The 25,353-nt window shown below is 65.0% G+C and carries 23 protein-coding genes; 1 reads left to right on the top strand and 22 read right to left on the bottom strand.

The genetic code is table 11. The features are described 5' to 3' along the window. Window positions 1-3 precede the first annotated feature (3 nt). The 19 genes from lpxB to proS form a co-directional block, all read right to left on the bottom strand. Window positions 4-1,167: a lipid-A-disaccharide synthase gene (gene lpxB / locus ACFOOR_RS00300; RefSeq protein ID WP_343163746.1), complete on the bottom strand. Its 1,164-nt coding sequence runs from the start codon at window positions 1,165-1,167 to the stop codon at window positions 4-6. Continuing rightward, window positions 1,164-2,027, bottom strand: coding sequence for an LpxI family protein (locus tag ACFOOR_RS00295; RefSeq protein ID WP_343163747.1), 864 nt, complete (start codon window positions 2,025-2,027; stop codon window positions 1,164-1,166). Before ACFOOR_RS00295 ends, lpxB begins: the two co-directional genes overlap by 4 nt. Further along, window positions 2,020-2,811 carry an acyl-ACP--UDP-N-acetylglucosamine O-acyltransferase gene (gene lpxA / locus ACFOOR_RS00290; RefSeq protein ID WP_343163748.1) on the bottom strand — a complete coding sequence of 264 codons (792 nt, stop codon included), beginning with the start codon at window positions 2,809-2,811 and terminating at the stop codon, window positions 2,020-2,022. Before lpxA ends, ACFOOR_RS00295 begins: the two co-directional genes overlap by 8 nt. After that, a complete protein-coding gene (gene fabZ, locus ACFOOR_RS00285) occupies window positions 2,808-3,269 on the bottom strand; it encodes a 3-hydroxyacyl-ACP dehydratase FabZ (RefSeq protein ID WP_343163749.1) in 462 nt (153 codons plus the stop codon). Before fabZ ends, lpxA begins: the two co-directional genes overlap by 4 nt. Next, on the bottom strand, window positions 3,266-4,306 hold the full coding sequence (gene lpxD, locus ACFOOR_RS00280) for a UDP-3-O-(3-hydroxymyristoyl)glucosamine N-acyltransferase (RefSeq protein ID WP_380213489.1): 1,041 nt from the start codon (window positions 4,304-4,306) through the stop codon (window positions 3,266-3,268). The genes fabZ and lpxD overlap by 4 nt, the downstream gene beginning before the upstream one ends. Window positions 4,307-4,326: 20 nt before the next feature. Beyond that, entirely contained in the window at window positions 4,327-4,923 is a 597-nt protein-coding gene (locus ACFOOR_RS00275; protein ID WP_343163751.1) for an OmpH family outer membrane protein, read from the bottom strand. 4 nt (window positions 4,924-4,927) lie between these two features. Continuing rightward, window positions 4,928-7,264: an outer membrane protein assembly factor BamA gene (bamA, locus tag ACFOOR_RS00270; RefSeq protein WP_343163752.1), complete on the bottom strand. Its 2,337-nt coding sequence runs from the start codon at window positions 7,262-7,264 to the stop codon at window positions 4,928-4,930. A 57-nt stretch (window positions 7,265-7,321) separates the two neighbouring features. Then, window positions 7,322-8,497, bottom strand: coding sequence for a M50 family metallopeptidase (locus tag ACFOOR_RS00265; RefSeq protein ID WP_343163753.1), 1,176 nt, complete (start codon window positions 8,495-8,497; stop codon window positions 7,322-7,324). An 8-nt stretch (window positions 8,498-8,505) separates the two neighbouring features. After that, window positions 8,506-9,696: a 1-deoxy-D-xylulose-5-phosphate reductoisomerase gene (gene dxr / locus ACFOOR_RS00260; protein ID WP_343163754.1), complete on the bottom strand. Its 1,191-nt coding sequence runs from the start codon at window positions 9,694-9,696 to the stop codon at window positions 8,506-8,508. Beyond that, window positions 9,693-10,520, bottom strand: a complete 828-nt coding sequence (locus tag ACFOOR_RS00255; protein WP_343163755.1) for a phosphatidate cytidylyltransferase — start codon at window positions 10,518-10,520, stop codon at window positions 9,693-9,695. The genes dxr and ACFOOR_RS00255 overlap by 4 nt, the downstream gene beginning before the upstream one ends. Next, window positions 10,510-11,238 carry an isoprenyl transferase gene (locus ACFOOR_RS00250; RefSeq protein WP_343163756.1) on the bottom strand — a complete coding sequence of 243 codons (729 nt, stop codon included), beginning with the start codon at window positions 11,236-11,238 and terminating at the stop codon, window positions 10,510-10,512. Before ACFOOR_RS00250 ends, ACFOOR_RS00255 begins: the two co-directional genes overlap by 11 nt. 26 nt (window positions 11,239-11,264) lie before the next feature. Continuing rightward, window positions 11,265-11,828, bottom strand: a complete 564-nt coding sequence (gene frr / locus ACFOOR_RS00245; protein WP_343163757.1) for a ribosome recycling factor — start codon at window positions 11,826-11,828, stop codon at window positions 11,265-11,267. 22 nt (window positions 11,829-11,850) lie between these two features. Further along, window positions 11,851-12,621: a UMP kinase gene (gene pyrH / locus ACFOOR_RS00240; RefSeq protein ID WP_343163758.1), complete on the bottom strand. Its 771-nt coding sequence runs from the start codon at window positions 12,619-12,621 to the stop codon at window positions 11,851-11,853. A gap of 62 nt (window positions 12,622-12,683) precedes the next feature. After that, window positions 12,684-13,628 (bottom strand): translation elongation factor Ts, encoded by a 945-nt coding sequence (gene tsf / locus ACFOOR_RS00235; protein ID WP_343163759.1) that lies wholly within the window; start codon window positions 13,626-13,628, stop codon window positions 12,684-12,686. Window positions 13,629-13,741: 113 nt separating this feature from the next. Then, window positions 13,742-14,575 carry a 30S ribosomal protein S2 gene (rpsB, locus tag ACFOOR_RS00230; protein ID WP_343163760.1) on the bottom strand — a complete coding sequence of 278 codons (834 nt, stop codon included), beginning with the start codon at window positions 14,573-14,575 and terminating at the stop codon, window positions 13,742-13,744. 226 nt (window positions 14,576-14,801) lie between these two features. After that, complete coding sequence (gene dnaE, locus ACFOOR_RS00225; protein WP_343163761.1) at window positions 14,802-18,248, bottom strand: DNA polymerase III subunit alpha; 3,447 nt, start codon at window positions 18,246-18,248, stop codon at window positions 14,802-14,804. 284 nt (window positions 18,249-18,532) lie between these two features. Beyond that, window positions 18,533-19,234, bottom strand: a complete 702-nt coding sequence (locus ACFOOR_RS00220; RefSeq protein WP_343163762.1) for an ABC transporter ATP-binding protein — start codon at window positions 19,232-19,234, stop codon at window positions 18,533-18,535. Then, window positions 19,227-20,561 (bottom strand): lipoprotein-releasing ABC transporter permease subunit, encoded by a 1,335-nt coding sequence (locus ACFOOR_RS00215; RefSeq protein ID WP_343163763.1) that lies wholly within the window; start codon window positions 20,559-20,561, stop codon window positions 19,227-19,229. The genes ACFOOR_RS00220 and ACFOOR_RS00215 overlap by 8 nt, the downstream gene beginning before the upstream one ends. Further along, a complete protein-coding gene (gene proS / locus ACFOOR_RS00210; RefSeq protein ID WP_343163764.1) occupies window positions 20,554-21,888 on the bottom strand; it encodes a proline--tRNA ligase in 1,335 nt (444 codons plus the stop codon). Before proS ends, ACFOOR_RS00215 begins: the two co-directional genes overlap by 8 nt. A 123-nt stretch (window positions 21,889-22,011) precedes the next feature. Here proS and ACFOOR_RS00205 point away from each other — a divergent pair, with 123 nt between their 5' ends. Continuing rightward, the gene (locus tag ACFOOR_RS00205) at window positions 22,012-22,932 is read left to right on the top strand and encodes a DMT family transporter (RefSeq protein WP_343163765.1); all 921 of its coding nucleotides are present in this window, start codon (window positions 22,012-22,014) and stop codon (window positions 22,930-22,932) included. Here ACFOOR_RS00205 and ACFOOR_RS00200 read toward each other — a convergent pair. The 3 genes from ACFOOR_RS00200 to ACFOOR_RS00190 are packed head-to-tail and all read right to left on the bottom strand — an operon-like array spanning window position 22,926 to window position 25,329. After that, on the bottom strand, window positions 22,926-23,288 hold the full coding sequence (locus tag ACFOOR_RS00200) for a DUF1467 family protein (RefSeq protein ID WP_343163766.1): 363 nt from the start codon (window positions 23,286-23,288) through the stop codon (window positions 22,926-22,928). The genes ACFOOR_RS00205 and ACFOOR_RS00200 overlap by 7 nt on opposite strands. 3 nt (window positions 23,289-23,291) lie before the next feature. Further along, window positions 23,292-23,711 (bottom strand): methylmalonyl-CoA epimerase, encoded by a 420-nt coding sequence (gene mce / locus ACFOOR_RS00195; protein WP_343163767.1) that lies wholly within the window; start codon window positions 23,709-23,711, stop codon window positions 23,292-23,294. Window position 23,712: 1 nt separating this feature from the next. Continuing rightward, on the bottom strand, window positions 23,713-25,329 hold the full coding sequence (locus ACFOOR_RS00190; RefSeq protein ID WP_343163809.1) for a ribonuclease J: 1,617 nt from the start codon (window positions 25,327-25,329) through the stop codon (window positions 23,713-23,715). Window positions 25,330-25,353: the final 24 nt, after the last annotated feature.

Raw genomic sequence — 25,353 nt, 5'->3', positions numbered from 1 at the left:
GACCTAGTCCGGCAGGTATTCGCACACCACGGAGGCCGCGCGATGCGCGGCCTTTCCGTCTCCACGCATCTGCTTCGTCGTTGCGATCAGCTTGCGCGAGACGTCTGCACGGCGCGCCGGGTCGTCGAGCCAGGCCTGGCATTCCCGCGCCAGCTTCGGACCGGTCGTCTGGGTCTGGACCCGTTCGGCAAGCAATTCCTCATCGGCGGCCAGATTGACCAACGCGATATATTTCGCGCGCAAAAGAAACGCGCGCAACAGGAACCAGGTCATCCAGCCGAGCCGGTAGCCGATTACGGCCGGTACGCCGAGCGCGGCCAGTTCGGTCGTGACCGTGCCGGAACAGGCGAGCGCCAGATCGGTCGCAGCGAAAGCGTCGGACTTTTCGTCCTCGCTGCACAGGACAACCCCCTGCATGCGCGGATCGCTGGCGATCCGTTCGCGCGCGACGGCGTCGATCGGTCCTGCGAGTGGCGTGATCACGGCGAGGTCAGGATTGTTGCGGCGGAGGATGTCCACAGCCTGCACAAAGGGTTCGTAGATGCTTTTCAATTCCGCGGACCGGCTTCCGAACAGGACGCTGAGCACGGTCGCGGTTGGCGCAATGCCATGGCGGGTGCGGAAAGCGTCGCCATCACCATCCCATTCCCGTTCAAGCGCCGGATTGCCGACGAAGGTCGTCTTGAGGCCATGGGCCTCGAACATCGGGGCATCGAAGCTGTGTATGGTCAGAAGGCGGTCGACCGTTGCGGCCAGCGTCTTGGCGCGGCCGGCGCGCGTCGCCCAGATCTGGGGGCCGACATATTTGACGACCGGCAGATCGGGCAGGCGCTTTTTCAGACGCTGCGCGACACGCAAGGTAAAGCCCCAGGAGTCGATCAGCACAGCGACGTCCGGCCGGACCCGTTCAGCCAGATCGGCCACATCGTCGGCGCGCTTGACGACGCGGGGATAGGCCGACACCGCCTCGAAAAGGCCGAGCACGGACAGTTCGGCGATGTCAAAGGTCGAAACGAAACCCTCGGCGGCCATTGCGCTTCCGCCGGTCCCGAAGAATTCCAGTTCACGATCATTGCAGGCGGCTCTCAGGGCCCGGATCAGTCCGGCTCCCAGACGGTCTCCGGACGATTCCGCCGCGACCAGGAGAATGCGTGCCGGCCGGGTCATTCGCCGTCCACGGACACCGCGATCAGAAACAGGCCGGCCGCATCGGCCGCGCGCAGGGTCGCCTCGCGGTCCACCAGCAATGCGCCGCCCGCTTCAACCGCGATCCCGGCCAATCCGGCCGCGGCGGCGCCTTCAATCGTCTTCACGCCCACGACCGGCAGGTCGATCCGCCGCTCCTGAACCGGCTTCGGAGCCTTGGCCAGAACACCCCTGCGCGCCTTGCCATTGCCCCGGATCTCTTCCGGCAGCGACGCCACCCGCGCGAGCATCGCGTCGGTACCTTCCTGCGCCTCGACGGCGAGAACGAGGCCGCGGCAGACAACCGCCCCCTGCCCGACATCCAGCGCGCCGATCGTGTGCGCGATCGAAATCGCCTTTCGCGCATCGGCGATGTCATCTTCCGACGGCTCGATCGTGCCGAGCGTTCCGGCGTCCGGCGTGGCGGCCTGCATCACGTCGTCAGCCCCGACGACACGGAAGCCCTTGTTCTCGAAGGATCCGAGAAGCACGCGCAACAATGCATCATCGCCCTGTTTCGCGGCACGCAGAAAGGCGGGCAGCAACATCGCCGACGTCGCATCGAGTCCGGTCAGCGCCGAAAGGTCGGGGCGTTTCACCACCCCCGCGAAACATACCGCGTCGCAGCCCGCCTGTTTCAGATGCTTCTGGGCGCGGCCGATCGACGTGACCGGAACGCTGACGGTGTCGAAGCCGGAAAAGTCGGCATCCGCAAAACCGTCGACCTGCAGCACGAAGGGGGGATGCCCGCCCGAGCGCTCGGCTTCCGCCACGCTGAGCGGCAATTGACCACCACCGGCGATCACGCCGAGGCGCGTCCAGCGATGGGCGGTCTCAGGCATGGGGATGGCAGAGCGGGCGGCTTGACTCGGCATTGATGAAATCGAGGATTTCGCGCACCGGGGCGTAGTCCGAATACGTGTCCTCGACGCGTTGCACGCGCGCGGCAAACACGCCTTCCCCCTGGAACAACTCGATATAGGCGGCGCGCATCGCATGTATTGTCTGGCGGTCGAACCCGCGACGCTTCAATCCGATCACGTTAAGCCCGTCGAGACGGGCATGCGCTCCGTGCGCGATCGCGTAGGGAATGATGTCTGACACGACGGCGGTGATGCCTCCGATGAAGGCATGACGACCGATCCTGGAGTGCTGGTGCACGCCCGAAAGCCCGCCGAGAACGGCGAATTCCCCGACCGTCGAATGTCCGCCGAGCGTGGCGTGATTGGCCATCGTCACCTTGTTGCCGACGATGCAGTCATGCGCAATGTGGGCGCCGACCATGAAGAATCCGTCGTCGCCGACCCGGGTCTCACCGCGGCCGACACCGGTCCCGGCATGCATCGTCACATGTTCGCGCAGGATGTTGCGATTACCGATCCTGAGATGGGTCTTCTCGCCCTTGTACTTGAAGTCCTGCGGCGGACCGCCCAACACGGCATAGGGATAGACGAGGCAGTCGGTCCCGATCTCGGTATGACCGAGCACGGTGACATTGTTCATCAGCCGCGTTCGCTCGGCGATCACCGCATCCTTGCCGATATGGCACCATGCGCCGATCTCGCAATCCGCACCGAGCTGGGCGCCATCTTCGACGATGGCCGTTGGATGAATGCGGGCGGTCATACGGTCGGGCCTCCCTTGGCCGCGAAATCGAACTCGGCGACCAGAGCGTCGCCGACGAAAGCCTTACCATGAAACTTGAATATGCCGCGCCGGCTGAAAGAGACTTCCACCGGCATGCGAAGCGTGTCGCCGGGCAGCACCGGGCGACGGAAGCGGACACCGTCTATGCCCATGAAATAGATCGCCGTCTTGGCCGGATCGGCATCGAGTGTGGCCGACATCAAAAGCGCGCCGGTCTGCGCCACGGCCTCCACGATCAGCACGCCCGGCATCACAGGATTGCCCGGGAAATGCCCCGGAAAGAAGGGCTCGTTCACCGTGACATTCTTGATGCCGACGACGGAGCGGCCGGCGATGTAGTTCTCGGCCCGGTCAATCAGCAGGAATGGATAGCGATGCGGGAGACGGGCGAGGATTTCCTTGGGGCCGATCTCCTGCCCGGATTCGTGTTCTGTCACGTGTCTTTCCCGCGCTTCGAGGAGCGCCGTTTAACGCCTGACTTCATGCGAATCCAGGCGATCTGCTTCAGATGCTGTTTGTGCGGGATCGCCGGGACACCGCCCCAGGTTTCTCCCGCCGGCACGTCTGCGAGCACGTTCGAACCGGATGCGAGAACGGCATCATCGCCGATGACGGCATGGTCAAGCACCGCGACACGCCCGCCAAACACGACATTCTTCCCGAGGATTGTGCTGCCTGAGACCGCGCCATAGGCCGCGAGGATACAGCCATCGCCGAGCACGGCGTTGTGGGCGACGTGGCAGAGATTGTCGAACTTGCAATGGTTTCCGATCACGGTCGGGCCGAACATGCCCCGGTCGACGCCGCAGACCGCGCCGATGCGAACACCATCACCGATCCGCACCGAACCGAAATGCGGCATCTCGACCGGGTCAGATGGCGTCTGCGCAATGCCGAATCCGGCTTCCCCGATCACGCTTCCCGAATGCATGTCGAAATCACTGCCGATATCGGCGCAGATGATCGTGCAATTCCCGCCAATCGTTGCGCGGGGTCCGATCGTCACACCGGTTCCGATCACGCAATTGGGGCCGATCCGGCTGCCCGCCCCGATTTTCGCGCCGGCACCTATCGCCACGCCCGGCCCGAAGCTGCAGCCCTCCCCGATTTCAGCAGTCGGGTCGATCCATTCCTCCGATGTCGTCGGCGGACGCAGCCGGAACAGATGCTTCGCCGCCCGACCGAATGCCGGGCGGGGCTGGTCGGCGACAATCGCCGCAACACCGGCCTCGACCGCAGCCGCTTCCGCGCTCGGTGGAATGACGAAGACCGCGCCTTCCGGTAGCTGCGGCAGCGGTCCGGGCGGCAGACGCTCGATATAGGTCAGCGCCCCGGCACGCGGCGCAGACAGCGGTGCGACTCCCTCGACCGGCAGGGAAAGGGGCGCGCCCGATGCCGGACGCGCCCCCGCCAACTCTGCCAGTGACTGGAGAGAAACCGGACCCAGCTTCTCGAAGAAGCGCGGATCGAGCACCCCGTTCGTCACCCGACTGATTACTGCTGAGCCGGTTGCTGTTCGCCTTGCGGCAGACGCACGCGGTTCACCGCGGTCGTCGGCAGGCGCTGGTTCAGACGCTCGATCACCGAGTCGGAGATGTCGATTGCCGGATCGGCATAAACCACCGCGCTGCGGTCGATCAGGATCTGCGCGCCACGCTCGGCGACGACTTCCTGCAGAACCGCCTGAAGCGCTTCCAGAACCGGGCGCATGGCCTGGCGCTGGGTCGCCTGCAATTCCTGGGCGAGGCGCTGACGCAGGGCTTCCGCCTGCTGGGCCTGGGCGTTGAGCGTCTGGATGCGCTGCATCAGGTCCGGACGGGCCTGGATCGCTTCCGGCGTCAGCGACGCGGTTTCGGCGTTCAGACGGTCGCTTTCTTCCTGGATCGGCGTCAGGAGAGCCTGAAGCTCGCCATCCATTTCGGCGCGGATCGCCTGCATGCGGGTCGCGATGTGCTGACCCACCTGGCTGTCCGCAACAATGCGTTCCTCGTTCATGATGAGGATGTTGGTCTGCGCGTTGGCCGGCGCAGCCATCGCGATGAGCGCCGCGGTCAACGCAACGATCAGGGCGGGGAGGTGTTGAACTTTCATGTGATCAGAATCCTGTACGTGTGCTGAAGCGGAAGAATTCGGTGCGGTCGTAGTCCTCGTTCACGAGGGCCTCCGCAATATCGAAGCGGATCGGACCGAAGGGCGAGTCCCAGAAGACGCTGACGCCTGCGGAGACCCGCGGTGCCAGTTCGTCGACGGTGAAAGCCGCGCCGGTGACTTCATCGATGCTGCTCTCTTCGTCGAGCAGACCCACCGTACCGAAGTCGGTAAAGGCGCTGGCGCTGACCCCGTACTCCTCGGGCAGGCCGAGCGGGAATGTAACTTCCAGAGTGCCGATCGCATAGAGGCGGCCGCCGAGCGCGTCACCCGCGCGCAGCGCGCCGGTTGTTGCATCGCGCACCACGACACGCGGACCGACACCGGCGGTTTCGAAGCCGCGGAAGGAGTTGCCGCCCTTGAAGAAGCGGTCGTTGATGCGGACGTCGTCGCCGCCCCATCCGAGAACGAAGCCCGACGAGAAGGTGAATGACGCAACCACATCCTCCCAGATGCCGCGATAGACCGAGCCCACAGCCTCTGTGCGGACATAGCGAACATCTCCGCCAAATCCGGCGAAAGATTGAGTGAATTCCGCCCTAAATCCGCGCGTCGGTTCGATCGGGTCGTTCGTGCGGTCCCACCGCAGCGTGTAACCCGCCACGGACGTGATGCGTTCACCGGCCTGCGAGCGCAGCGCGGTGTTGGCACCGGCGAACACCTGAACGTCATCATTGCGCAGCGTATAGGTCAGACCCAGTTCCGAGGAACGGGTCACCGGGAAGCCGGCGCGAAGACTGAAGCCGGTCGATTCGGTCTGGAAGTTCGCCTCTCGGGCGAAGTCCGACCGGACCTGGAAGAGGTCGAAACCGGCCGCCATGTTCCGGCCCAGGAAGCGCGGCTCGGTAAAGCGGATGTCGACCTGCTGGCGGCGAGAGGACGCCGAGATGCGCAAGCGCAGGAATTGTCCCCGGCCACGCAGGTTGCGCTCGGAGATCGACAAATCGATCAGGAATGAGTCGGTCGAGGAGAAACCGGCACCAAATGCCAGTTCGCCGGTCGGCTGTTCGGTAACCTGAACGGACAAATTGGCGCGGTCGGGAGAATTGCCCTGCGCCTCGACGATTTCCACTTCCTCGAAGAAGCCGAGGCGGCGGATACGGGCGCGCGAGCGGTCGATCAGGACGCGGTTGAAGGCATCGCCCTCAACGAGTTCCATCTCGCGGCGGATCACATAGTCGAGCGTCCGTGTATTCCCGACCACGTCGATGCGGTCGATGTAAACGCGCGGGCCTTCGTCGATGACGAATTCGACGTTCACGGTGCGGCTGTCGCGGTCCCGGTCAAGGCGCGGACGGATGGTCACGAAGGCATAACCCGACGAACCGGTCGCAAAGGTCAGCGCATCGACGGCTTCCTCGATCGCGTCGGCGCGATACAACTCGCCCGATTGCAGCGGCAGAACGCCCTGCAGGAATTCCTCCGAAATGTCCGGCAACTGGCTGTTCACCGTGATGTCGCCGAAGGTGTAGACGTCGCCCTCATCCACGGTGAAGGTGACGTAGAAATCCTCCTGGTCCGGCGTCAGTTCGGCGACGGCCGATACGACGCGGAAGTCGGCATAGCCTTCGTTCTGGTAGAACTGGCGCAGCAGCTCGCGATCATATTCGAGGCGATCCGGGTCGTAATTGTCATTCGACGAGAAGAAGCGCCACCAACGTGATTCCTCGGTCACCAGTTCGCCGCGCAGGCGGCGGTCCGGGTAGCGCTGGTTGCCAATGAAGTTGATGCGCCGGATCCCGGTCACGGGACCTTCGGAGATTTCGAAAATCAGATCGACGCGGTTCTGCGGCAATTCCGCGATGCGCGGGGTGACCTGCGCGGCGAACCGGCCGGACCGGCGATAGACCTCGATGATGCGCTGCACGTCGGCCTGCACGCGGGCGCGCGTGAAGATCGCGCGCGGCTGGGCCTGGATTTCCTCGCCGATGCGTTCGTCGTCGAGCGTGCTGTTCCCCTCGAGAATGACGCGGTTGATGATCGGGTTTTCCGCGACATAGACGACGACGATGCCGCCGCGATCCTCGATTCGCACGTCCGAGAACAGGCCGGTGGCGAACAGGGTCTGGATCGACAGGTTGACCGAGCGCGCATCGGCGACCTGGCCCGGCTGGATCAGCAGGTAGGATATGACGGTATCCGCCTCGACGCGCTGATTGCCCTCGACGAGGATCTGCCGGACGGGCACTTGCTGCTGCACCTGGGGCGCAGCCGGAGCCTGAGGCTCGACCTGGTCCTGCGCCACGGCCGGAGCCGCCAGCGGAGCGGCCAGCACAAGGGCCATGCATGCTTTACGAAGGAAACTCGGTACCATTCGGGGTCCGCCGTCGGATTGGCGCGATCAGAAGAAAACCGTCCGCGCGTAATTCAGATCATTCCAGGTCGCTACAAGCATCATCCCGAGGACGAGTGCAAGCCCCACGCGGAAGCCGATTTCCTGCATTTTTGCACTCATCGGACGCCGCGCGACGGCTTCGTATGCGTAATAGACCAGATGGCCGCCGTCGAGTATCGGGATCGGCAGAAGGTTCACCAGACCCAGTCCGATGGACAGGATTCCGGCGAGCCCGATCAGGTTCAGCGTGACGGTTCGGAGGCTCTCCGACGTGGTCTCACCGGATTCGAGGCTGGAATTGGCCAACTGGCCCGCCGCCGTGACAATGCCGATCGGACCGTTCAGCAATTCCGGAGATGCCCGCCCTGTAACGACGCGGCCTATGTAGTTGCCAGTCGAAGCGACGACCGACCAGACCTGTGACAGGCCAGCGCCGAGCGCTTCGACGGGTCCATAGCGAACGTAAATCACCTCATTGGTCCGCTCGAGACCGACCTGGGCGATCTGACGTTCGCCGCCATAACGGTCCGTGACAGTTTGAAGGCGCGAGGCAACCTCGATCTCGATCTGCCGTCCGTCGCGGTCGACAAGAAAGATTACTGGCTCGCCAGGACGATAGAAGAGTTCGGCCGTGATCTGGTTGAAGAAGCGGATGTCCTGGCCGTCAATGCTCACGACCCGGTCGCCGGGCTCGAATCCGGCTGCTTCGGCAGGCGAGCCGTCCTGTACTCCGGCGACGATCGGCGGATGTCCGCTGGCCCCGATCGACATCGCGAGGAATGTGAAAATCACGATCGCCAGGATGAAGTTCGCGATCGGACCCGCCGCCGTGATGAAGGCGCGTTGCCAGACCGGCTTGAAATGAAAGCAGCGCTCCGCGTCGGGCCCGATCTCGGCGCGCAGCTTCGCCAGCGCCTCCTGATCCGGAGCGCTCGCCGCATTCGCATCGCCGAGGAATTTCACATAGCCGCCGAGCGGCAGGGCGGCGACACGCCAGATCGTGCCCTTCCGGTCTCGCACCGCGAACAGGGTCGGCCCGAAGCCGAAGGAGAAGACTTCGGCATGCACGCCGCACATGCGGCCGGCATAGAGGTGGCCCAGCTCGTGAATCACGATGACCAGCCCGATCACGAAGACGAAGGCGATCGCCGTCACGGCGCCGAACTGAAAGATTTCCGCCATCGTCACTCCTATGCGCGCTTCGCGGTCAGACGTTTGACGACCCCGCGCGCCACATCGCGCGTGCGCAGATCGGTCGCGATCGCCTCGTCTATATCCGCAAAGCGTTTGGGAAGCGTTTCAGCCCCGTCCACTTCGTCCAGAGAGTCCGAAACCACTGCGATCATGTCAAGAAAGCCGATATGATCGTTCAGAAAGGTCTCGACGGCGATCTCGTTGGCGGCATTCAGGGCCGAGGTCATCCCCTCCCCGTGCATCAGCGCCGTACGCGCCAGCGCGAGCGCCGGGAAGCGCGCCTCATCGGGCTTTTCGAAATCCAGCTTCGCGATACGCGCCAGATCCAGCCGCTCGGCCGGCGTGCGCATGCGCTCTGGCCAGGCCAGCGCCGAGGCGATCGGAATGCGCATGTCGGGCGCGCCGAGTTGTGCCAGCACGCTGCCGTCTGAGTATTCGACGAGGCCGTGGATGATGGATTGCGGGTGGACGACGACCTTCACCTGTTCCGAGCGCAGATCGAACAGGCGGCACGCCTCGATCACTTCCAGCCCCTTGTTCATCAGGGTTGCGGAATCGATCGAGATTTTCGCGCCCATCGACCAGACCGGATGCGCCAGCGCGTCCTTGCGGGTCGCGCGCGCCATCTCGTCCAGCGACCAGGTCCGGAACGGGCCACCCGAAGCCGTGAGCGTGACGGAGTCGACATAGCCGCGGTGATCGTCGTCGAGCGCCTGAAACAGGGCATTGTGTTCCGAATCGACCGGCAGGACGGTCGCGCCGACGTCGCGCGCGCGGGTCATGAAGAGATCACCGGAACAGACAAGACATTCCTTGTTGGCCAGAGCGACCACCCGGCCCGGAGCCAACGCCGCCAATGTCGGAGCCAGCCCCGCCGCGCCGACGATCGCGGCCATGACCCAGTCGGCGTCGCGGGAGGCGGCCTCGACGAGGGCTTCAGGACCCGAGGCGGATGCGATACCGGTTCCCGCCAGCGCGTCCTTCAGTGCCGCAGCCTTGGACGGATCGGCAATGACGGCAATCTCCGGCCGGTAGCGCCTTGCGAGTTCGGCGAGCGCCTCAGCGTTCGAATTCGCGGTCAGGGCAACGATCTCGTACCGGCCCGGTTCTGCGCGGCCAACAAGATCGAGCGTCGCCAGTCCGACCGAGCCGGTCGCGCCAAGAATGGAGATGCGGCGCGCGCTCATGGCCAGATCCCCGGCAGGACAAGTCGGGCGAGGCCCGCCACGATGACGGCGAGCATCAGCGCGTCGACCCGGTCCAGCACGCCACCATGACCAGGAATGATCTGACCGCTGTCCTTGACGCCGAAGCGGCGCTTGAACAGCGACATGGCCAGATCGCCCGCGACCGAGGCCACGGCGAGCAGTCCGGCCAGAAGTACCAGCGGCGCCATCACGGTTCCGGTCGCTGCGGCAAAGCCCGCCCCCGCACCGCAACCGGCTGCGATCCCGGCGACGAACCCGGTCCAGGTCTTGTTCGGGCTGGCCTTGGGCCACAGTTTCGGACCGCCGAGCCAGGTGCCGACGAGATAGGCCGCGATGTCGGCCGCCCACACGACCGACAGCAGGAAGGCGACGGCAAGCAGACCGCCCTCCTCATTGCGCAGGATCACCAACAGGCCCGCAGACGCTGCGACGTAAAGCAGGCCGAACGGGCCGCGCCAGCGCCGCGCGGCAGGGGCGTCGCCGGGGAAGGTCAGGCCGATGGCGCCGGCGAGCGGCCAGGCCACGGCCCAGAACAGATCGACCTGCCCGGCAAACAGGATCGCCCCGGCCGCCGAGACCGAGGCGATGGCATAGCTGCGCGTCGGTGCATCGGGTTGGGCCATGCGCAGCCATTCCCACGCCATCGCTGCGGCGAAGGCAGCGACATAGGCGGTAAAGGCGGTCTCTCCGCGCCAGAGAAGAAAGACCGAGATCGGTCCGAGAACCAGCGCCGAGACTATGCGCGGCACCAGGGCCGGGTCGCGGCGGCGCGGCGGGCGCCCGGGCACGGTCTCAGCGGTCATCGACGCCCCCGAAGCGGCGGCGGCGCCGGCGGAACTCGCCGATCGCGCCCTCCAGATGCTCACGCCCGAAATCGGGCCAGAGCACGTCGAGGAAGACGAGCTCGGCATAGGCCGCCTGCCACAGCAGGAAGTTCGACAGGCGCTGCTCGCCGCTGGTCCGGATCACGAGGTCGGGATCGGGCAGGTCGGCGGAGTCGAGATGCGCGGCAAAGATGCGCTCGTCGATCGCATCCGCCGGCAGGTCGCCGCGAACCGCTTCGGCGGCGATCTGTCGGACGGCGCGGACGATCTCGTCGCGGCCGCCATAATTGAAGGCGATGTTGAGAAAGAAGCGTGAGTTGTGCGCGGTCCGGGTTTCGGCCCGGTCAATGATCTCGACCAGATCGTCGCTGAGCCCGTCGCGCCGGCCGAGAATGCGGATCCGCACGCCGTCATCGGCCAGGCTCTCAAGATCGGCATCGACGAAACGCCGGAGCAAGCCGAACAGCGCCTCGACCTCTTCGGCCGGGCGGCTCCAATTCTCGGTCGAGAATCCGAACAGGGTCAGGCAGGGCACGCCGAGATCCGCTCCGGAACGGACGACAGCGCGCACGGCCTCGACCCCCTGCTGGTGGCCAAAGGCCCGCGGGCGGCCGCGCGCCTTCGCCCACCGGCCGTTCCCGTCCATGATGATGGCGATATGGCGGGGGCCGTCCTCTGTCCGACCAGTGTCGGTCACGGGAATCCTCCCCGCATGCGGTCTGTCTAGACCTGCATGATCTCTTCTTGCTTGTGCTTCAGCGCCGCGTCGATCGATGCGATTGTTTCGTCGGTCATCTTCTGGACGTCGACCGATTCCGACTTGTGCTCGTCCTCGCTGATCAGGCCATCCTTTTCCGCCTTCTTCAGCTGCTCCATGCCGTCGCGGCGCACATTGCGCACGGCGACGCGGGCGTTTTCGGCATAGCCGCCGGCTGCCTTGGCCAGTTCGGCGCGCCGCTCCTCGTTCAGCGGCGGGATCGGAATCCGGATCATCGTGCCTTCAACGACCGGGTTGATGCCCAGTGCGGAATTGCGGATCGCCTTTTCCACCGCCGGAGCGAGATTCTTGTCCCACACCTGGATGGTGACCATGCGCGGCTCGGGCACGGATACGGTGCCGACCTGGCTGATCGGTGTCGGTGAACCATAGGCCTCGACCCGGATGGGATCGAGCAGCGCCGCGCTGGCCCGCCCGGTGCGCAATCCGCCGAATTCCTTCTTCAAGGCGTCGACGGCGCCTTCCATCCGGCGCTTCAGGTCTTTCTTGTCGAACTTATCGCCGCTCATAGCGAACCTCCCCGTTCGATTTCTAGCCGGCCGGCAGTTCCGGCCGCTTGCCGATCACCGTCGCGCGGCCCTGTCCGGCCAGAACGCGTGCGAGACCGCCCTTGTCATGAATGTTGAAGACGACGATCGGAATGGCATTTTCGCGCATCAGCGTGACCGCCGCCGCGTCCATCACCTTCAGGTCGCGCGCAAGCACTTCAAGATAGTCGAGCGTGTCATAACGCTCTGCATCAGGATTCTTGCGCGGATCGTCGGAATACACGCCGTCGACCTGCGTGCCCTTGAACAGCGCATCGCAGCCCATTTCCGCCGCGCGCAGAGCCGCAGCGGTATCGGTCGTGAAGAACGGATTGCCGGTGCCCGCCGCGAAGATCACGACGCGGCCCTTTTCCATGTGCCGGATCGCCCGGCGCCGGATATAGGGTTCGCAGATCGTGGTCATCGGGATGGCCGACTGCACCCGGGTCGGAACGCCGATGCGTTCCAGCGCGGTCTGCATCGCCAGCGCATTCATCACCGTGGCGAGCATGCCCATATAGTCGGCCGCGGCCCGGTCCATGCCCTTGGCCGCCGCGGACAGGCCGCGGAAGATGTTGCCGCCGCCGATGACGAGGCAGACCTCGACGCCCGACGTCACGGCCGCGGACACTTCGCGCGCGACGCGCTCGGCCGTGTCCATCTCGATTCCGTATTGCTGGCCGCCCATCAGGGCTTCGCCCGAAATCTTCAAAAGCACCCGCTTGTAGACGGGTTTGGCGACTTCGGGGTCGGTGGGGGAGCTGGAATCGGTCACGGCGCTGACACTAGACGAAGCGCGCCGGGGCGGAAACGCCCCGGCGCGGTATCGCTGTCGTTTTACTTCTTGCCGGCCATCGAGGCGACTTCCGCCGCGAAATCGGTCTCCGGCGCTTTCTCGACGCCTTCACCGAGGGCAAGGCGGACGAAGGCCGTGATCTTCACCGGACCGCCGACACTGGCTTCGGAGTCCTTCAGAAGCTGCTCGATCGTCTGGTCCGGGTTCATGACGAAGACCTGCTTCAGCAGCACGACTTCCTCGTAGAACTTGCGCAGACGGCCCTCGACCATCTTCTCGATGATGTTTTCCGGCTTGCCGGACTCGCGCGCCTGGGCGGCGAACACTTCACGTTCCTTGGCAATCGCTTCCGGATCAAGCTCCTCGGTCGAGACCGACAGGGCCGGAGCCGGCGATGCCGCCGCGACATGCATCGCGATCTTGCGGCCGAGATCGGCGAGCTTGGCCTGGTCGCCGGAGGATTCCAGCGCCACCAGAACGCCGAGACGGCCGACATTGTCGCCCGAGGCATTGTGGATGTAGCTGGCCACGACACCTTCGGACACCGACAGGACGGCCGCGCGGCGCAGCGTCATGTTTTCGCCGATCGTCGCGATCAGATTGGTCAGGTGATCGGCAACGACCGTACCGTCCTTTGTCTTCGCCGCTTTGAGCGCCTCGACATCGCCGCCCTCGGTCAGGGCCAGCGCGGCGAGGTCCGCCACCGCCGCCTTGAAGGTGTCGTTGCGTGCCACGAAGTCGGTTTCCGAGTTCAGCTCGATTGTCGCGCCGGTCTTGCCGTCGGACGACACCGCCACGCCGACGAGGCCTTCGGAAGCCACGCGGTCGGACTTCTTCGCTGCCTTCGACAGGCCCTTGGTCCGCAGCCAGTCGATCGCCGCATCGAGGTCGCCGCCGGTTTCGGTCAGCGCCTTCTTGCAGTCCATCATGCCCGCGCCGGTGCGCTCGCGCAGTTCCTTGACGAGGGCCGCCGTGATCTCAGCCATCGGTGTTCTCCTGTTTTCTCTGTCTGTGCGGAGGCCACGCCTGCCCGGTTGGCAGACGTGGCCCCGTTGAATCGGTTTGACGCAGCGAGCCTTATCGCCCGCCCATGTGACACTTACGCGTCGGCATTCTCGGACTTGGTTTCGGCTTCGGCGTCGGCTTCGACCATCTCGGCTTCACCCGCATCCTCGGCGGTCAGTGCCGGTTCGACCGGGTTTTCCGACTCGCCGAGATCCACGCCCATGTTGACGGCGCCCTGCGAGATACCATCGAGGACGGCGTCCGCGACCAGATCGCAATACAGCGACAGCGCGCGGGCCGCGTCATCATTGCCCGGGATCGGGAAAGTGACGGCGTCCGGGTCGCAATTGGTATCCACGATCGCAACGACCGGGATGTTCAGCTTGCGGGCCTCCAGGATCGCGATCGCTTCCTTGTTGGTGTCGATCACGAACATCAGATCGGGAATGCCGCCCATATCCTTGATGCCACCGAGCGAGAGTTCGAGCTTTTCGCGCTCGCGGTTCAGGTTCAGCAGCTCTTTCTTGGTGAAACCCGACTGTTCCGGATTGTCGCCCTCAAGGAGCGATTCCAGTTCGCGCAGCCGCGCGATCGAGTAAGAGATGGTGCGCCAGTTGGTCAGCGTGCCGCCGAGCCAGCGGTGGTTCACATAATACTGCGCGCAGCGCTTGGCCGCCGTCGCGACCGGGTCGGACGCCTGACGCTTCGTGCCGACGAACAGGACGCGGCCGCCCTTGGCCGCGACTTCGCGGATCTGGACGAGCGCCTGGTGCAGAAGCGGAACCGTCTGCGACAGGTCGATGATGTGGATGCCGGAGCGCTGACCAAAGATGTAGTCGCGCATCTTCGGGTTCCAGCGGTGCGTCTGGTGACCGAAGTGAGCGCCAGCCTCAAGCAGTTGGCGCATGCTGAAATCAGGGAGTGCCATCGTCGTTTATCCTTCTCCGGTTGGCCTCCGTGGAACAGGGTCCCGGACCGAATGGACCGGAACACCGGAATGGGCGAACGGGATGTCTCCCCGAAACGTCCGTGTTCCACGTGCGTGATGGAGCGGGCTTATACGCGGGATGGGTGAAAACGCAAGCGCGACGCGGCTCCCGCCCGCAGTCACGCTCGCCACGCCCTGCCCCGCGCCACCGGCTTTAGGAAACCGGTCAGACGAGTTCGACGCTCTCCACGCCGCGCACAGCCTTGATCGCAGCCTGCACAACGGCATCGCAGGGCATGCGCCGAGGCAGTTTCAATTCAGCCTCGCGCCCATGGGCGACCGGAAGAACAAGGTGAACCTCCCCGCCCTCCCCGCCAGCACGCGCGGCCGCGCGCTCCAGCCGGATGCGCACGCCCTCGAGGGCTTCCGGCGACAAGCGGATTCGCATGCCGGCCGCCATCGGCGCGGCATCAAGCGTTTCCACGCTGTCGGCAAAGAAGCGTAGCTCCTCGTCGCGGCTGTCAACGCGTGTGGTCACGATGACCGACGCCCCGGCCTCGAGCGCGTCGCGCGCATGCCGGAGGGTTTCGGGCGGAACGAGGATTTCGAACTCGCCGGTCGGGTCCGACAGGGTCACGAAGGCAAACCGCTCGCCGGACTTGCTCGACACGCGTTCCTGGCGGCGGCGGACAACGCCGGCCATGCGCAGCGCCGAGGCCCCCTCCGCGACGCGCGCCTGGGCATCGGCGTAGAGCACCACGCCGCGCGCGGCGAGCGCGTCGGTCTGGTCGTCGAGCGGATGGCCGGACAGGAAAAAGCCCACCGCAGCCAGCTCGTTGTCGAGCCGCTCGGTCGCAATCCAGGGATCGCATTCGGGCATTGGCGGATGCGCCAGCCCGCCATCGCTCGGCGCGGCACCGCCGAACAGGCTCGACTGCGCGCTCTCGCGCTGCTCGAGCGCCGTATTCGACAGTGACATGAGCACCGGCGCGGCGGCGAAGGCCTTCGCCCGGTCCGGTTCAAGACTGTCGAATGCCCCGGCACGGGCGAGGTTTTCCATGGTGCGCTTGTTGACGAGCTTGGGATCGACGCGTTCGGCAAAATCGTAAAGGTCCCGGAACGGACCGCCCGACCTGCGGATCTCGACGAGATGCTCCATCGCGGCGAGCGAAACGTTACGGATCGCGCCGAGGGCATAGCGAACAGAACCGTTCTCGACCGAGAAATCGGCCTGGCTGGCATTCACGTCGGGAGGCAGGACGGTGACCCCGATCTTGCGCGCTTCCTGGAAGAACAGGGCCAGCTTGTCGACATTGCTGCGGTCGAGGCTCATCAGTGCAGCGAGGAATTCCACGGGGCGGTGCGTTTTCAGCCAGGCGGTGCGGTAGGCGATCGCGGCATAGGCCGCAGCGTGCGACTTGTTGAAACCGTAGCCGGCGAACTCGTTGACGAGTTCGAAAATGTGGGCCGCCTTGCCCTCGCTGACCTCGCGTTCGACCGCTCCTTCAATGAAGCGCACGCGCTGGCGGTCCATCTCCTCCTTCTTCTTCTTGCCCATGGCGCGGCGCAGGAGGTCGGCTTCGCCGAGCGAGTAACCGGACAGGATCTGGGCGATCTGCATCACCTGTTCCTGATAGATGATCACGCCATAGGTTTCGGACAGGACGTCCTGCAGCTTCGGGTGAAGATAGTCGACCTTGGCGCGGCCGAATTTCCGGTCGACATAGACGTCGATATTCTTCATCGGACCGGGACGGTAGAGCGAGATGAGCGCGATCAGATCCTCGATCTGGTCGGGCTTCATCTTCTTCAGCGTGTCGCGCATGCCGGTGGATTCCAGCTGGAACACACCGATCGACGCCCCGGTGCCGAGCATCTCGTAGACACGCGGGTCGGCAAAGCCGTCGGCATCGAGGTCCGGCACCTCCTCGCCCTGCAATTCGATATATTTCAGCGCGCGGGCAATGACGGTGAGCGTCTTGAGGCCGAGGAAGTCGAACTTCACCAGGCCCGCCGGCTCGACCCATTTCATGTTGAACTGGGTGGCGGGGATGTCGGACCGCGGGTCGCGATAGAGCGGCGTCAGTTCGACGAGGCTGCGATCACCGATCACCACGCCGGCGGCATGGGTCGAGGCGTTGCGGTAGAGACCTTCGAGCCGGAGCGCGGTCTCCAGCAGTTTGGCAACGGCGGGGTCGTCGTCGCGCATCTGCTGCAGCTTGGGCTCGCCCTCGATCGCCTGCGACAGCGTCACCGGATTGGCCGGGTTGGCGGGGACGAGCTTGGCGATGCGGTCGACGAGGCCGAGCGGCAGCTGCAGCACGCGGCCGACATCGCGCACGACGGCGCGCGCCTGCAGCGTGCCGAAAGTGATGATCTGGGCGACATGGTCGGAGCCGTAGCGCTCCTGCACATAGCGGATCACCTCGCCCCGGCGCTCCTGGCAGAAGTCGATGTCGAAGTCCGGCATCGAGACGCGTTCGGGATTGAGGAAGCGCTCGAACAGCAGGCCGAAGCGCAGCGGGTCGAGGTCGGTGATGGTCAGCGCCCAGGCGACCACGGAGCCGGCACCGGACCCCCGGCCCGGGCCAACGGGAATGTCACGCGCCTTCGCCCACTGGATGAAGTCCGAGACGATCAGGAAATAGCCCGGAAAGCCCATCTGGCGGATCACGCCGATCTCGTAATCGAGCCGTTCGCGGTATTCCGCTTCCGGCGCCGCCGGTTCGATCGTTTTCAGCCGCTCGGTCAGACCTTCATGGGCCCGCGCGGCCAGCTCGTCGGCCTCGTCGCGGCCGCCGGCCGTCTCGAAACGCGGCAGAAGCGGCGGCGAAGTTACCGGGCGGAAAGCGCAGCGCCGCGCGATCTCGATCGTGTTATCGAGCGCTTCTGGCAGATCCTCGAAACGTGAGACCATCTCTTCCGCGGTGGCGAAATGGTGGTCCGGCGTGACGCGCCGGCGATCCTCGACGGAGAGATAACTGCCTTCCGAAATGCACAGGAGCGCGTCATGCGCGGCATGCATGGACGGGTCGGGGAAATAGGCTTCGTTGGTGGCAACGAGCGGCAGGTCGCGGGCATAGGCCTGTTCGACCAGCCAGTGTTCGGCCTCGAGCTCCTCGCGGCGGCCATGACGCTGCAGCTCGACATAGAGCCGGTCGCCGAAAATCGCCTGAAGCGTGGACAGAAACTGATCGGCGTCGCCCGTGCGGCCATTGACGATGAGCCGGTTCAGCACGCCGTCCGGACCGCCGGTCAGCGCGATCAGGCCCTCGCCGTGCAGTGTCAACCGTTCGACCGTGATGTGGGGCATGTCGGTCGGGCCGACATCGAGGAAGGCGGCGCTCGAAAGCGCCATGAGATTGCGGTAGCCGGCCTCGCTCTGGGCGAGGAGGACAATCGTTCCGTCCGGTTCGATGCGCTCGCCGGGCCGGCCTTCGAAGACCGCGAGCGAGAGCGTGCAGCCAACGATAGGCTGAATGCCCGACCCGGCCATGGTCTCGGAGAATTCCAGTGCGCCGAAGAGATTGTTGCTGTCGGTCAGCGCCACCGCCGGCATGGCGTATTCGGCGCAGAGCGAGGCCATGTCCTTGATCTTGATCGCCCCCTCCAGCAACGAGTACGGCGAGCGCGTTCGCAGATGGATGAAGGCGGGCTGACCGGTGGTGGGCATGGCGTGGTGAGCCTCTTTCGGCGCGGGAGAAGGCGCGCCGTTCAGCGCGCCCCCGAGTCAGCCGCGAGACTAGACGATGGCGGGCGCGGAAAGAACCGATCCCCACACCAGAACGACCCAGGAAAAACCCACAAGGGCGATGGCGGCGGAAATGTCGGCGATGGTGCGGCGCATGGTGAACTCCCCTGTCCTGACATTGTGTTTCACAGTTCGTGTTTTGTTCTTTTTCACGTTTTGTTCCGCTCGTCAACTGGAAACGAACCGGCCCGGAAAAATCGTGGATATCAGGCGGCGGGGTGTTCGATCCCGGTCCAGGGAATGACACGGCCCTCGCGCAGGGTGATGGCACGATCCATCCGGTCGGCCAGAGCGAGGTTGTGAGTGGCAACCAGAGCGGCAACCCCCTCCTCGCGGGCGGCCCGGAAGAAGGCCTCGAAGACGGCATTCGACGTCCTGGGGTCGAGATTGCCGGTCGGTTCGTCAGCGAGGATGATGCGCGGCTTGTTGGCGAAGGCGCGGGCGATGGCGACGCGCTGCTGTTCGCCGCCGGACAATTCGGCCGGCCGATGGTCGGCGCGCTCGGTCAGCCCCATCAGGCCGAGCAGGCGATCGGCTTCTGCGATGGCCGACTTGCGAGACTTTCCGGCGATCAGTTGGGGCAGGACGATGTTCTCGCGCGCGTCGAATTCCGGCAGCAAATGGTGGAATTGATAGACGAAGCCGATCATCGACCGGCGCAGCGCCGTGCGCTCGGAATCCTTCCTGGTCAGCCCGTCATGCCCGGCGACGGTCACCGTCCCGGCCTGCGGCTCCTCCAGCAAACCGGCGACATGCAGCAGCGAGGACTTGCCCGAACCCGACGGTCCGACAAGGCCCACGACCTCGCCCGGGACGAGATGGACTGTCGCATCCTTCAGGACGGTCAGCGGCTTGGCGCCCGCATAGGTGCGCTCGATGCCCTGAAGCGAGAGAACGGCCTCACTCATAGCGCAGCGCCTCCACCGGATCGAGACTGGCCGCGCGCCAGGCCGGCGGGATCGCCGCGAGGAAGGCCGCGCCGAGTCCGAAAATGGCCGCGAACATCACTTCCGCCCAGTCGAGACGAGCGGGCATGTTGACGAGGAAATAGACTTCCGGGTTCCAGATTTCCGTGCCGGTGACGAGCGAGACGAAGGCCTGAACCGCGTCGATGTTCACGACAAGGATGATGCCGAGCAGGATGCCGCCCACGGCCCCTACCCCACCGATCATCAGCCCGATCAGCATGAAGACCCGCATCACGCTGGCCTGCGTCGACCCCATCGTGCGCAGGATGGCGATGTCGCGGCCCTTGTTCTTCACCAGCATGATCAGGCCGGTCACGATGTTCAGCGCGGCGATGAGGATCACGACCGCCATGATCATGCGCATCGCCACGCGCTCGACCTGCAGCGCGTCATAGAAGCTGCGGTTCTGATCGCGCCAGTCCGAGATGATGCCGCGTCCGGCGACCGTATTCGTGATCTCGGCACGAAGGTCATCAAGGTCGTCGGGATCCTCGACGCGGATCTCGATCCGCTCGGGTCCGTCGAGCGCGAAGAAGAGTTGCGCCTGTTCCAGCGGCATGAAAACGACAATCTGGTCGAACTCGTAGATGCCGACGGAAAAGACACCGCCGACCTCATAGGCCTTGCGAATATTGACCATGCCGGTCGGCGTCACTCGGCCCGCCGATGAAATGAAGGGCACGACATCGCCGGGGATCACACGCAGCGCACGAGCGAGTTGCTGGCCCATCAGCACGACATCGCCGCCGTGCCGGCCTTCGCCGAAGCCGTCCATGCTGCCGAGCTGCAGCCCCGTATCCTCACCGGGTTCCGGCATGCCGGACACGCGATTGATCGAGAGGAGCTCTTCCCGGGTCAGGCCGATGACGCGGGCCGGGGCGGCATTGCCGTCCACATTGAGCAAGGCTTCGCCATTGATCCGCTGACCGGCACTGACCACGCCCGGGATGGCCGAGATTTCGGCGGTCAGCGTGTCAAGCTCGTCCTGGCTGAGGGCTTCCTGGTTGCCGTAAAGCTGCGGGCGGACATCAACATAGACATGCGACTGCACGCCAAGGAGCTGGCTCATCAGCTCGTATCGAAAGCCGTTCATGATCGACATGATCGTGATCAGGGCCGCGACGCCGAGCGTGATACCGAGGAAGGAAATGATCGCGATCAGGGCGATGCCGCCATCCTTCCTGCGGGCACCCAGATAGCGCAGGGCGAGCGTGAACTCGAAGGGGCTGAGCGGGTGCGCGCCCTTGCCGAGCCGCGCCTCAGCCATTCGAGAAGGCTCCTTCGGCGAGGCGTGCGATCGCGTCGTCGAGCGACAGTTCGTGGCGCTCGCCGGTCTTGCGGATTTTCACCTCGGCCTTGCCCTCTTTCAGACCGCGCGGGCCGATGACCAGCTGATACGGCAGGCCGATCAGGTCCATCGTCGCGAATTTCCCGCCCGGACGCTCATTCGTGTCGTCGAGCAGCGGCTCCTTGCCGGCGGCGGTGAGCGCGTCATAGGCCTTCGCGCAGGCCGCGTCGGTGTCGGTGTCGCCGGCCTTCAGATTGACGATGCCGACGCCGAAGGGCGCGACCGATTCCGGCCATATGATGCCGTTCTCGTCATGGCTGGCCTCGATGATGCCACCGACCAGGCGCGACACGCCGATGCCGTAACTGCCCATATGGACAGGCCTGGACGATCCGTCGGGATGGGTGACCTCGGCCTTCATGGCGTCGGAATACTTGGTGCCGAAATAGAAGATGTGGCCGACCTCGATGCCGCGGGCGGACAGGCGCTTGGCCTCCGGCACTTCGGCCTCGAAGCGCGCGGCCTCGTGCATTTCCTCGGTCGCGGCGTAGAGCGCAGTGCGCTGGTCGACGAGGTGCTGCAGATCGCCTTCGAAATCGACATCGCCCGGCGCGGCCATCTCGACCAGGTCTGAGTGGCAGAAGACCTCGCTCTCGCCGGTTTCGGCGAGGATAATGAATTCGTGGCTGAGATCGCCGCCGATCGGGCCGGTGTCGGCGCGCATCGGAACGGCCTTCAGACCCAGGCGGGCGAAGGTGTTCAGATAGGCGATGAACATCTTGTTGTAAGCTGCTCGTGCAGAAGCCTCATCCAGATCGAAGGAATAGGTGTCCTTCATCAGGAATTCGCGGCCGCGCATGACGCCAAAGCGGGGGCGGATCTCGTCGCGGAACTTCCACTGGATGTGGTAGAGCAGTTTCGGCACGTCCTTGTAGGAACGGCAATAGGCCCGGAAGATCTCGGTGATCATCTCCTCATTCGTCGGCCCGTAGAGCATCTCACGGTCATGCCGGTCGGTGATGCGCAGCATCTCCTTGCCATAGGCGTCGTAGCGATTGCTCTCGCGCCACAGATCGGCGGACTGGATGGTCGGCATCAGCAGTTCGACCGCGCCCGCCCGGTCCTGCTCCTCGCGGACAATCTGGGAAATCTTCTGCAGCACGCGGTGACCGAGCGGCAGCCAGGCGTAAATGCCCGCCGATTCCTGGCGCATCATGCCGGCGCGCAGCATCAGCCGGTGCGAGGCGATCTGCGCATCGGCAGGGGTTTCCTTCAGGACAGGCAGGAAATAGCGGGACAGGCGCATGGGAGGGGAAACCGTCGTGAATTGTTGCGTTGCACCAGCATTAGACGGCAGCGCGGGGCGGAGCAAGGCAAGCGTCATGTGCCAACGGGGAACCTGAGCAGACCGCGAAGGGTTGCACCTCCAATGGCAGCGAAAAACACCCCTCTCACCCTCGCCCAGCTGATCGGCGGCATGGCGACGTTCGGCTCGGCGACGCCCGTGTCGAAAATCGTGACGCAGGCCATGCCGGTCTTTGTCGGATCCTTCCTGCGGGTCGGGATTGGCGCGCTGGCGCTCGCGCCTCTGGCCTGGAGCAAGCTGGGCACGATCCGGGCGATGTCGCGCGGCGACTGGCTGCGCATTTCCGTCATCACGCTTTTTGGCATGTTCGGGTTTTCCGCCCTCATGCTCTACGGAATGAGCCTGGTGTCCGGCGTGGCCGGAGCCATCGTGATGAGTACCGCCCCGGCGGTGACGGCCGCAGCCTCCATGCTGTTTCTCGGCGACCATCCGACCTGGCGGAAGCTGACGGCGATCGCTCTGGCGGTATGCGGCGTGCTGGTCCTGCATCTGGGCGGTGGATCAAGCGGCGAGGCCGGTGGAAACCTCCTGCTCGGAACGATCCTCGTCTTCGCGGCGGTCTGCTGCGAGAGCGTCTACACACTCGTCGGCAAGACCGCGTCGGAGCGGGTTGATCCGGTGCTGGTTGCCTTCCTCGCGGCGGTGATCGCCCTGCCCGTCTTCCTGCCCTTCGCCATCTGGCAATGGCTCAGCTTTGACGTTTCAGACGTCGAGCCGGGTGCCTGGATGGCGCTCCTCTGGTATGGCGCGGGCACGCTCGCGCTCGGCAGCTGGCTCTGGTATGCGGGCGTGAAGAAGGCCGAAGGCGCGGTTGCCGCCGCCTTCATGGGCGTGATGCCCGCCTCGGCCCTCATTCTCAGCTATGTGCTGCTGGGTGAGCCCTTCCGCTGGGTGCACCTTGCCGGATTTGCCATCGTCTTTGCCGGCGTGCTCGTCATGAGCTGGGAGCACGCCAGAATGAGCCAGGACGAAACCGATCAGTAGCTGTCGAAGCCTTCCGGGTTCGGCAGGAAGGGGATGGCGTCGAGCGGGATCGGCTGGAACTCGATCAGCACGAACAGGACCAGCCAGACACAGCTGGCGATAACGGTCGTGAGCCACGCCTTCTTCTTGAGATCCGGCAGCACCGGCGCGCCGGGCTCGGTTCCCTCGACCACCTCGCCCTGCTCGGCCTGACTGCGCACGCCGAGCGGCAGTGTCATGAACAGGACGATCCACCAGGTGATCAGGAAGACGACGAGGCCGGTGACGAAGCCGATGCCTTCACTGGGCAGGAAGAGTTGCGCCACCCAGAGGACGAAGGTCAGGGCGACGGCGAGATAGCCGAGTATGCGTCCCATCGTTCAATGCTCCGGTTTCGCCATCAGTTCGACGAGCACGCCATGCGTGTCCTTGGGGTGGACGAAGATCACCGGTACGCCGTGCGCGCCGATATAGGGTACGCCGGTACCCAGAACAGTGGCGCCGCGCTCACGCATGGCATCGCGGGCGGCGATGATGTCATCGACCTCGAAACACATGTGATGCTGGCCGCCCTTGGGGTTCTTTTCCAGAAACTTGTTCACCGGGCTGTCCGGTCCGAGCGGCTGCAGCAGTTCCAGCTCGGTATTCTCGATCGACACGAAGCAGACCTTCACGCCCAGCTTCGGGAAATCCTTCACCGGCGTGGCGGCATCGGCGCCGTAGAGCGCGGCATAGGTATCGCGGGTCGCCTCGATGTCAGGCGTGGCAATGCCGATGTGGTTGAGACGGCCGATCCGCATTTCAGACCTCTAGCACGGTGACGTCGACAATGGGCTTCTTGCCCCAGATTTTCGTGGCCTCGCGGCGCACATCGCGGCGCACGGCTTCCTCGATCATGTCGGGATCGCGCCGGTCGCGCTTGCCGAGGCGCTCGAACGCGCGCTCGGCCGCATCGGCGAGACCGTCGAGGAAGTCCTCGACCGAGTATTCGCGGTCTTCCGGCAGGCCGGCCGTGCGCACATCGGGTCCGGAGACCAGCTTGCCCGCGCCATCGACCGCCAGCGCCACGCCGATATAGCCGGCAAAGGACAGCTTGCGGCGCTCGCGCATGGCCTCGCCGTCGGCCGGCGTGATGAAACTTCCATCGACATGCAGGCGGCCGGACGGAACCTCGTCCACGACCTCGACGCCTTCGCGCGTGATACGGATCAGGTCGCCATTGCGCGGCGCGATGCCATGCGGCACCTGCATCGACTTGGCAAAGCGCGCATGCTCGATCAGATGGCGGCGTTCGCCATGGACCGGGATGGCGATGCGCGGCCGCGCCCAGTTGTACATGGCGCGCAATTCCTCGCGGCAGGGATGACCGGAGACGTGAATGTCGCGGTCGCTGTCGGTGATGACGTGGACGCCCTTGTCCGCCAGCTTGTTCTGAAGCTCGAAAATGCCGATCTCGTTGCCCGGAATGACGCGAGAGGAAAAGATCACCGTATCGCCCTGTCCCAGGGAGACGTTGCGGTGCGTGCCTTCCGCGATGCGTGACAGGGCTGCGCGCGGCTCGCCCTGGCTGCCGGTGCACAGGTAGAGGATTTTCTCGGCCGGGAAGTAGGCGGACTGTTCCTCGTCGATGAAGGGTTTGACGTCCTGCAACAATCCGACGGCCTTCGCCGCGGCGGTCATGCGGTGCATCGACCGGCCGACCAGGCAGACGCGGCGGTCATTGGCCTCGGCGGCGCGGATCGCGGTTTCGATCCGGGCGACGTTGGACGCAAAACAGGCGATCGCGACCTTGCCGGTGGTGTGCTCGCCGACCAGCTCGATCAGGTGTTTGCGGACCTCGCCCTCCGACCCCGATACGCCTTCGGAAAAGACGTTGGTGGAATCGCAGACGATGGCCAGCACGCCCTCATCACCGAGCCGGTTCATCGCCTCGACATCGATCGTCTCGCCGATCAGCGGATCAGGGTCGATCTTCCAGTCGCCGGTGTGCAGGATCAGGCCCTCCGGCGTGCGGATGGCAAGCGCGTTCGGCTCGGGGATCGAATGGGTCAGGGTGACGAACTCGATGTCGAACGGGCCGAGAGTCAGGCGGCCGGCGAGCGGAATTTCGTGCAGCTCGACCTCACCCAGAAGCCCCTTTTCCTTCAACCGGTCGCGCACCAGCCAGGCGGTGAAGGGCGTGGCGTAGACCGGGCAGCGGAAGCGCTCCCAGAGATGGGCGAGCGCGCCCATATGGTCTTCATGCGCATGCGTCAGAACGATGCCGAGCAGATCCTGCGCGCGCTCCTCGATATAGGCCGGGTCGGGCATGATGATGTCGACGCCCGGCGTCGTCAGGTCGCCGAAGGTCACGCCGAGATCGACCATGATCCATTTGCGCGCCTCTTCCGGCCCGTAGCCGTAGAGGTTCAGATTCATGCCGATCTCGCCCGAACCGCCGAG

Origin of the sequence: Hyphobacterium vulgare, from assembly GCF_042643335.1 — a bacterium.
In the GTDB taxonomy this organism is placed as follows: Bacteria; Pseudomonadota; Alphaproteobacteria; order Caulobacterales; family Maricaulaceae; genus Hyphobacterium; species Hyphobacterium vulgare.
The sequence above is the reverse complement of the archived record's forward strand: the minus strand, read 5'-3'. Positions and strand labels throughout refer to the sequence as shown.

Coding starts and splice junctions, on each gene's coding strand:
- lpxB (WP_343163746.1), bottom strand. CDS start 1,167: ATGACCCGGCCGGCACGCATTCTCCTGGTCGCGGCGGAATCGTCCGGA.
- ACFOOR_RS00295 (WP_343163747.1), bottom strand. CDS start 2,027: ATGCCTGAGACCGCCCATCGCTGGACGCGCCTCGGCGTGATCGCCGGT.
- lpxA (WP_343163748.1), bottom strand. CDS start 2,811: ATGACCGCCCGCATTCATCCAACGGCCATCGTCGAAGATGGCGCCCAG.
- ACFOOR_RS00275 (WP_343163751.1), bottom strand. CDS start 4,923: ATGAAAGTTCAACACCTCCCCGCCCTGATCGTTGCGTTGACCGCGGCG.
- bamA (WP_343163752.1), bottom strand. CDS start 7,264: ATGGCCCTTGTGCTGGCCGCTCCGCTGGCGGCTCCGGCCGTGGCGCAG.
- ACFOOR_RS00265 (WP_343163753.1), bottom strand. CDS start 8,497: ATGGCGGAAATCTTTCAGTTCGGCGCCGTGACGGCGATCGCCTTCGTC.
- dxr (WP_343163754.1), bottom strand. CDS start 9,696: ATGAGCGCGCGCCGCATCTCCATTCTTGGCGCGACCGGCTCGGTCGGA.
- ACFOOR_RS00255 (WP_343163755.1), bottom strand. CDS start 10,520: ATGACCGCTGAGACCGTGCCCGGGCGCCCGCCGCGCCGCCGCGACCCG.
- frr (WP_343163757.1), bottom strand. CDS start 11,828: ATGAGCGGCGATAAGTTCGACAAGAAAGACCTGAAGCGCCGGATGGAA.
- tsf (WP_343163759.1), bottom strand. CDS start 13,628: ATGGCTGAGATCACGGCGGCCCTCGTCAAGGAACTGCGCGAGCGCACC.
- rpsB (WP_343163760.1), bottom strand. CDS start 14,575: ATGGCACTCCCTGATTTCAGCATGCGCCAACTGCTTGAGGCTGGCGCT.
- dnaE (WP_343163761.1), bottom strand. CDS start 18,248: ATGCCCACCACCGGTCAGCCCGCCTTCATCCATCTGCGAACGCGCTCG.
- ACFOOR_RS00220 (WP_343163762.1), bottom strand. CDS start 19,234: ATGAGTGAGGCCGTTCTCTCGCTTCAGGGCATCGAGCGCACCTATGCG.
- ACFOOR_RS00215 (WP_343163763.1), bottom strand. CDS start 20,561: ATGGCTGAGGCGCGGCTCGGCAAGGGCGCGCACCCGCTCAGCCCCTTC.
- proS (WP_343163764.1), bottom strand. CDS start 21,888: ATGCGCCTGTCCCGCTATTTCCTGCCTGTCCTGAAGGAAACCCCTGCC.
- ACFOOR_RS00205 (WP_343163765.1), top strand. CDS start 22,012: ATGGCAGCGAAAAACACCCCTCTCACCCTCGCCCAGCTGATCGGCGGC.
- ACFOOR_RS00200 (WP_343163766.1), bottom strand. CDS start 23,288: ATGGGACGCATACTCGGCTATCTCGCCGTCGCCCTGACCTTCGTCCTC.
- mce (WP_343163767.1), bottom strand. CDS start 23,711: ATGCGGATCGGCCGTCTCAACCACATCGGCATTGCCACGCCTGACATC.
- ACFOOR_RS00190 (WP_343163809.1), bottom strand. CDS start 25,329: ATGAATCTGAACCTCTACGGCTACGGGCCGGAAGAGGCGCGCAAATGG.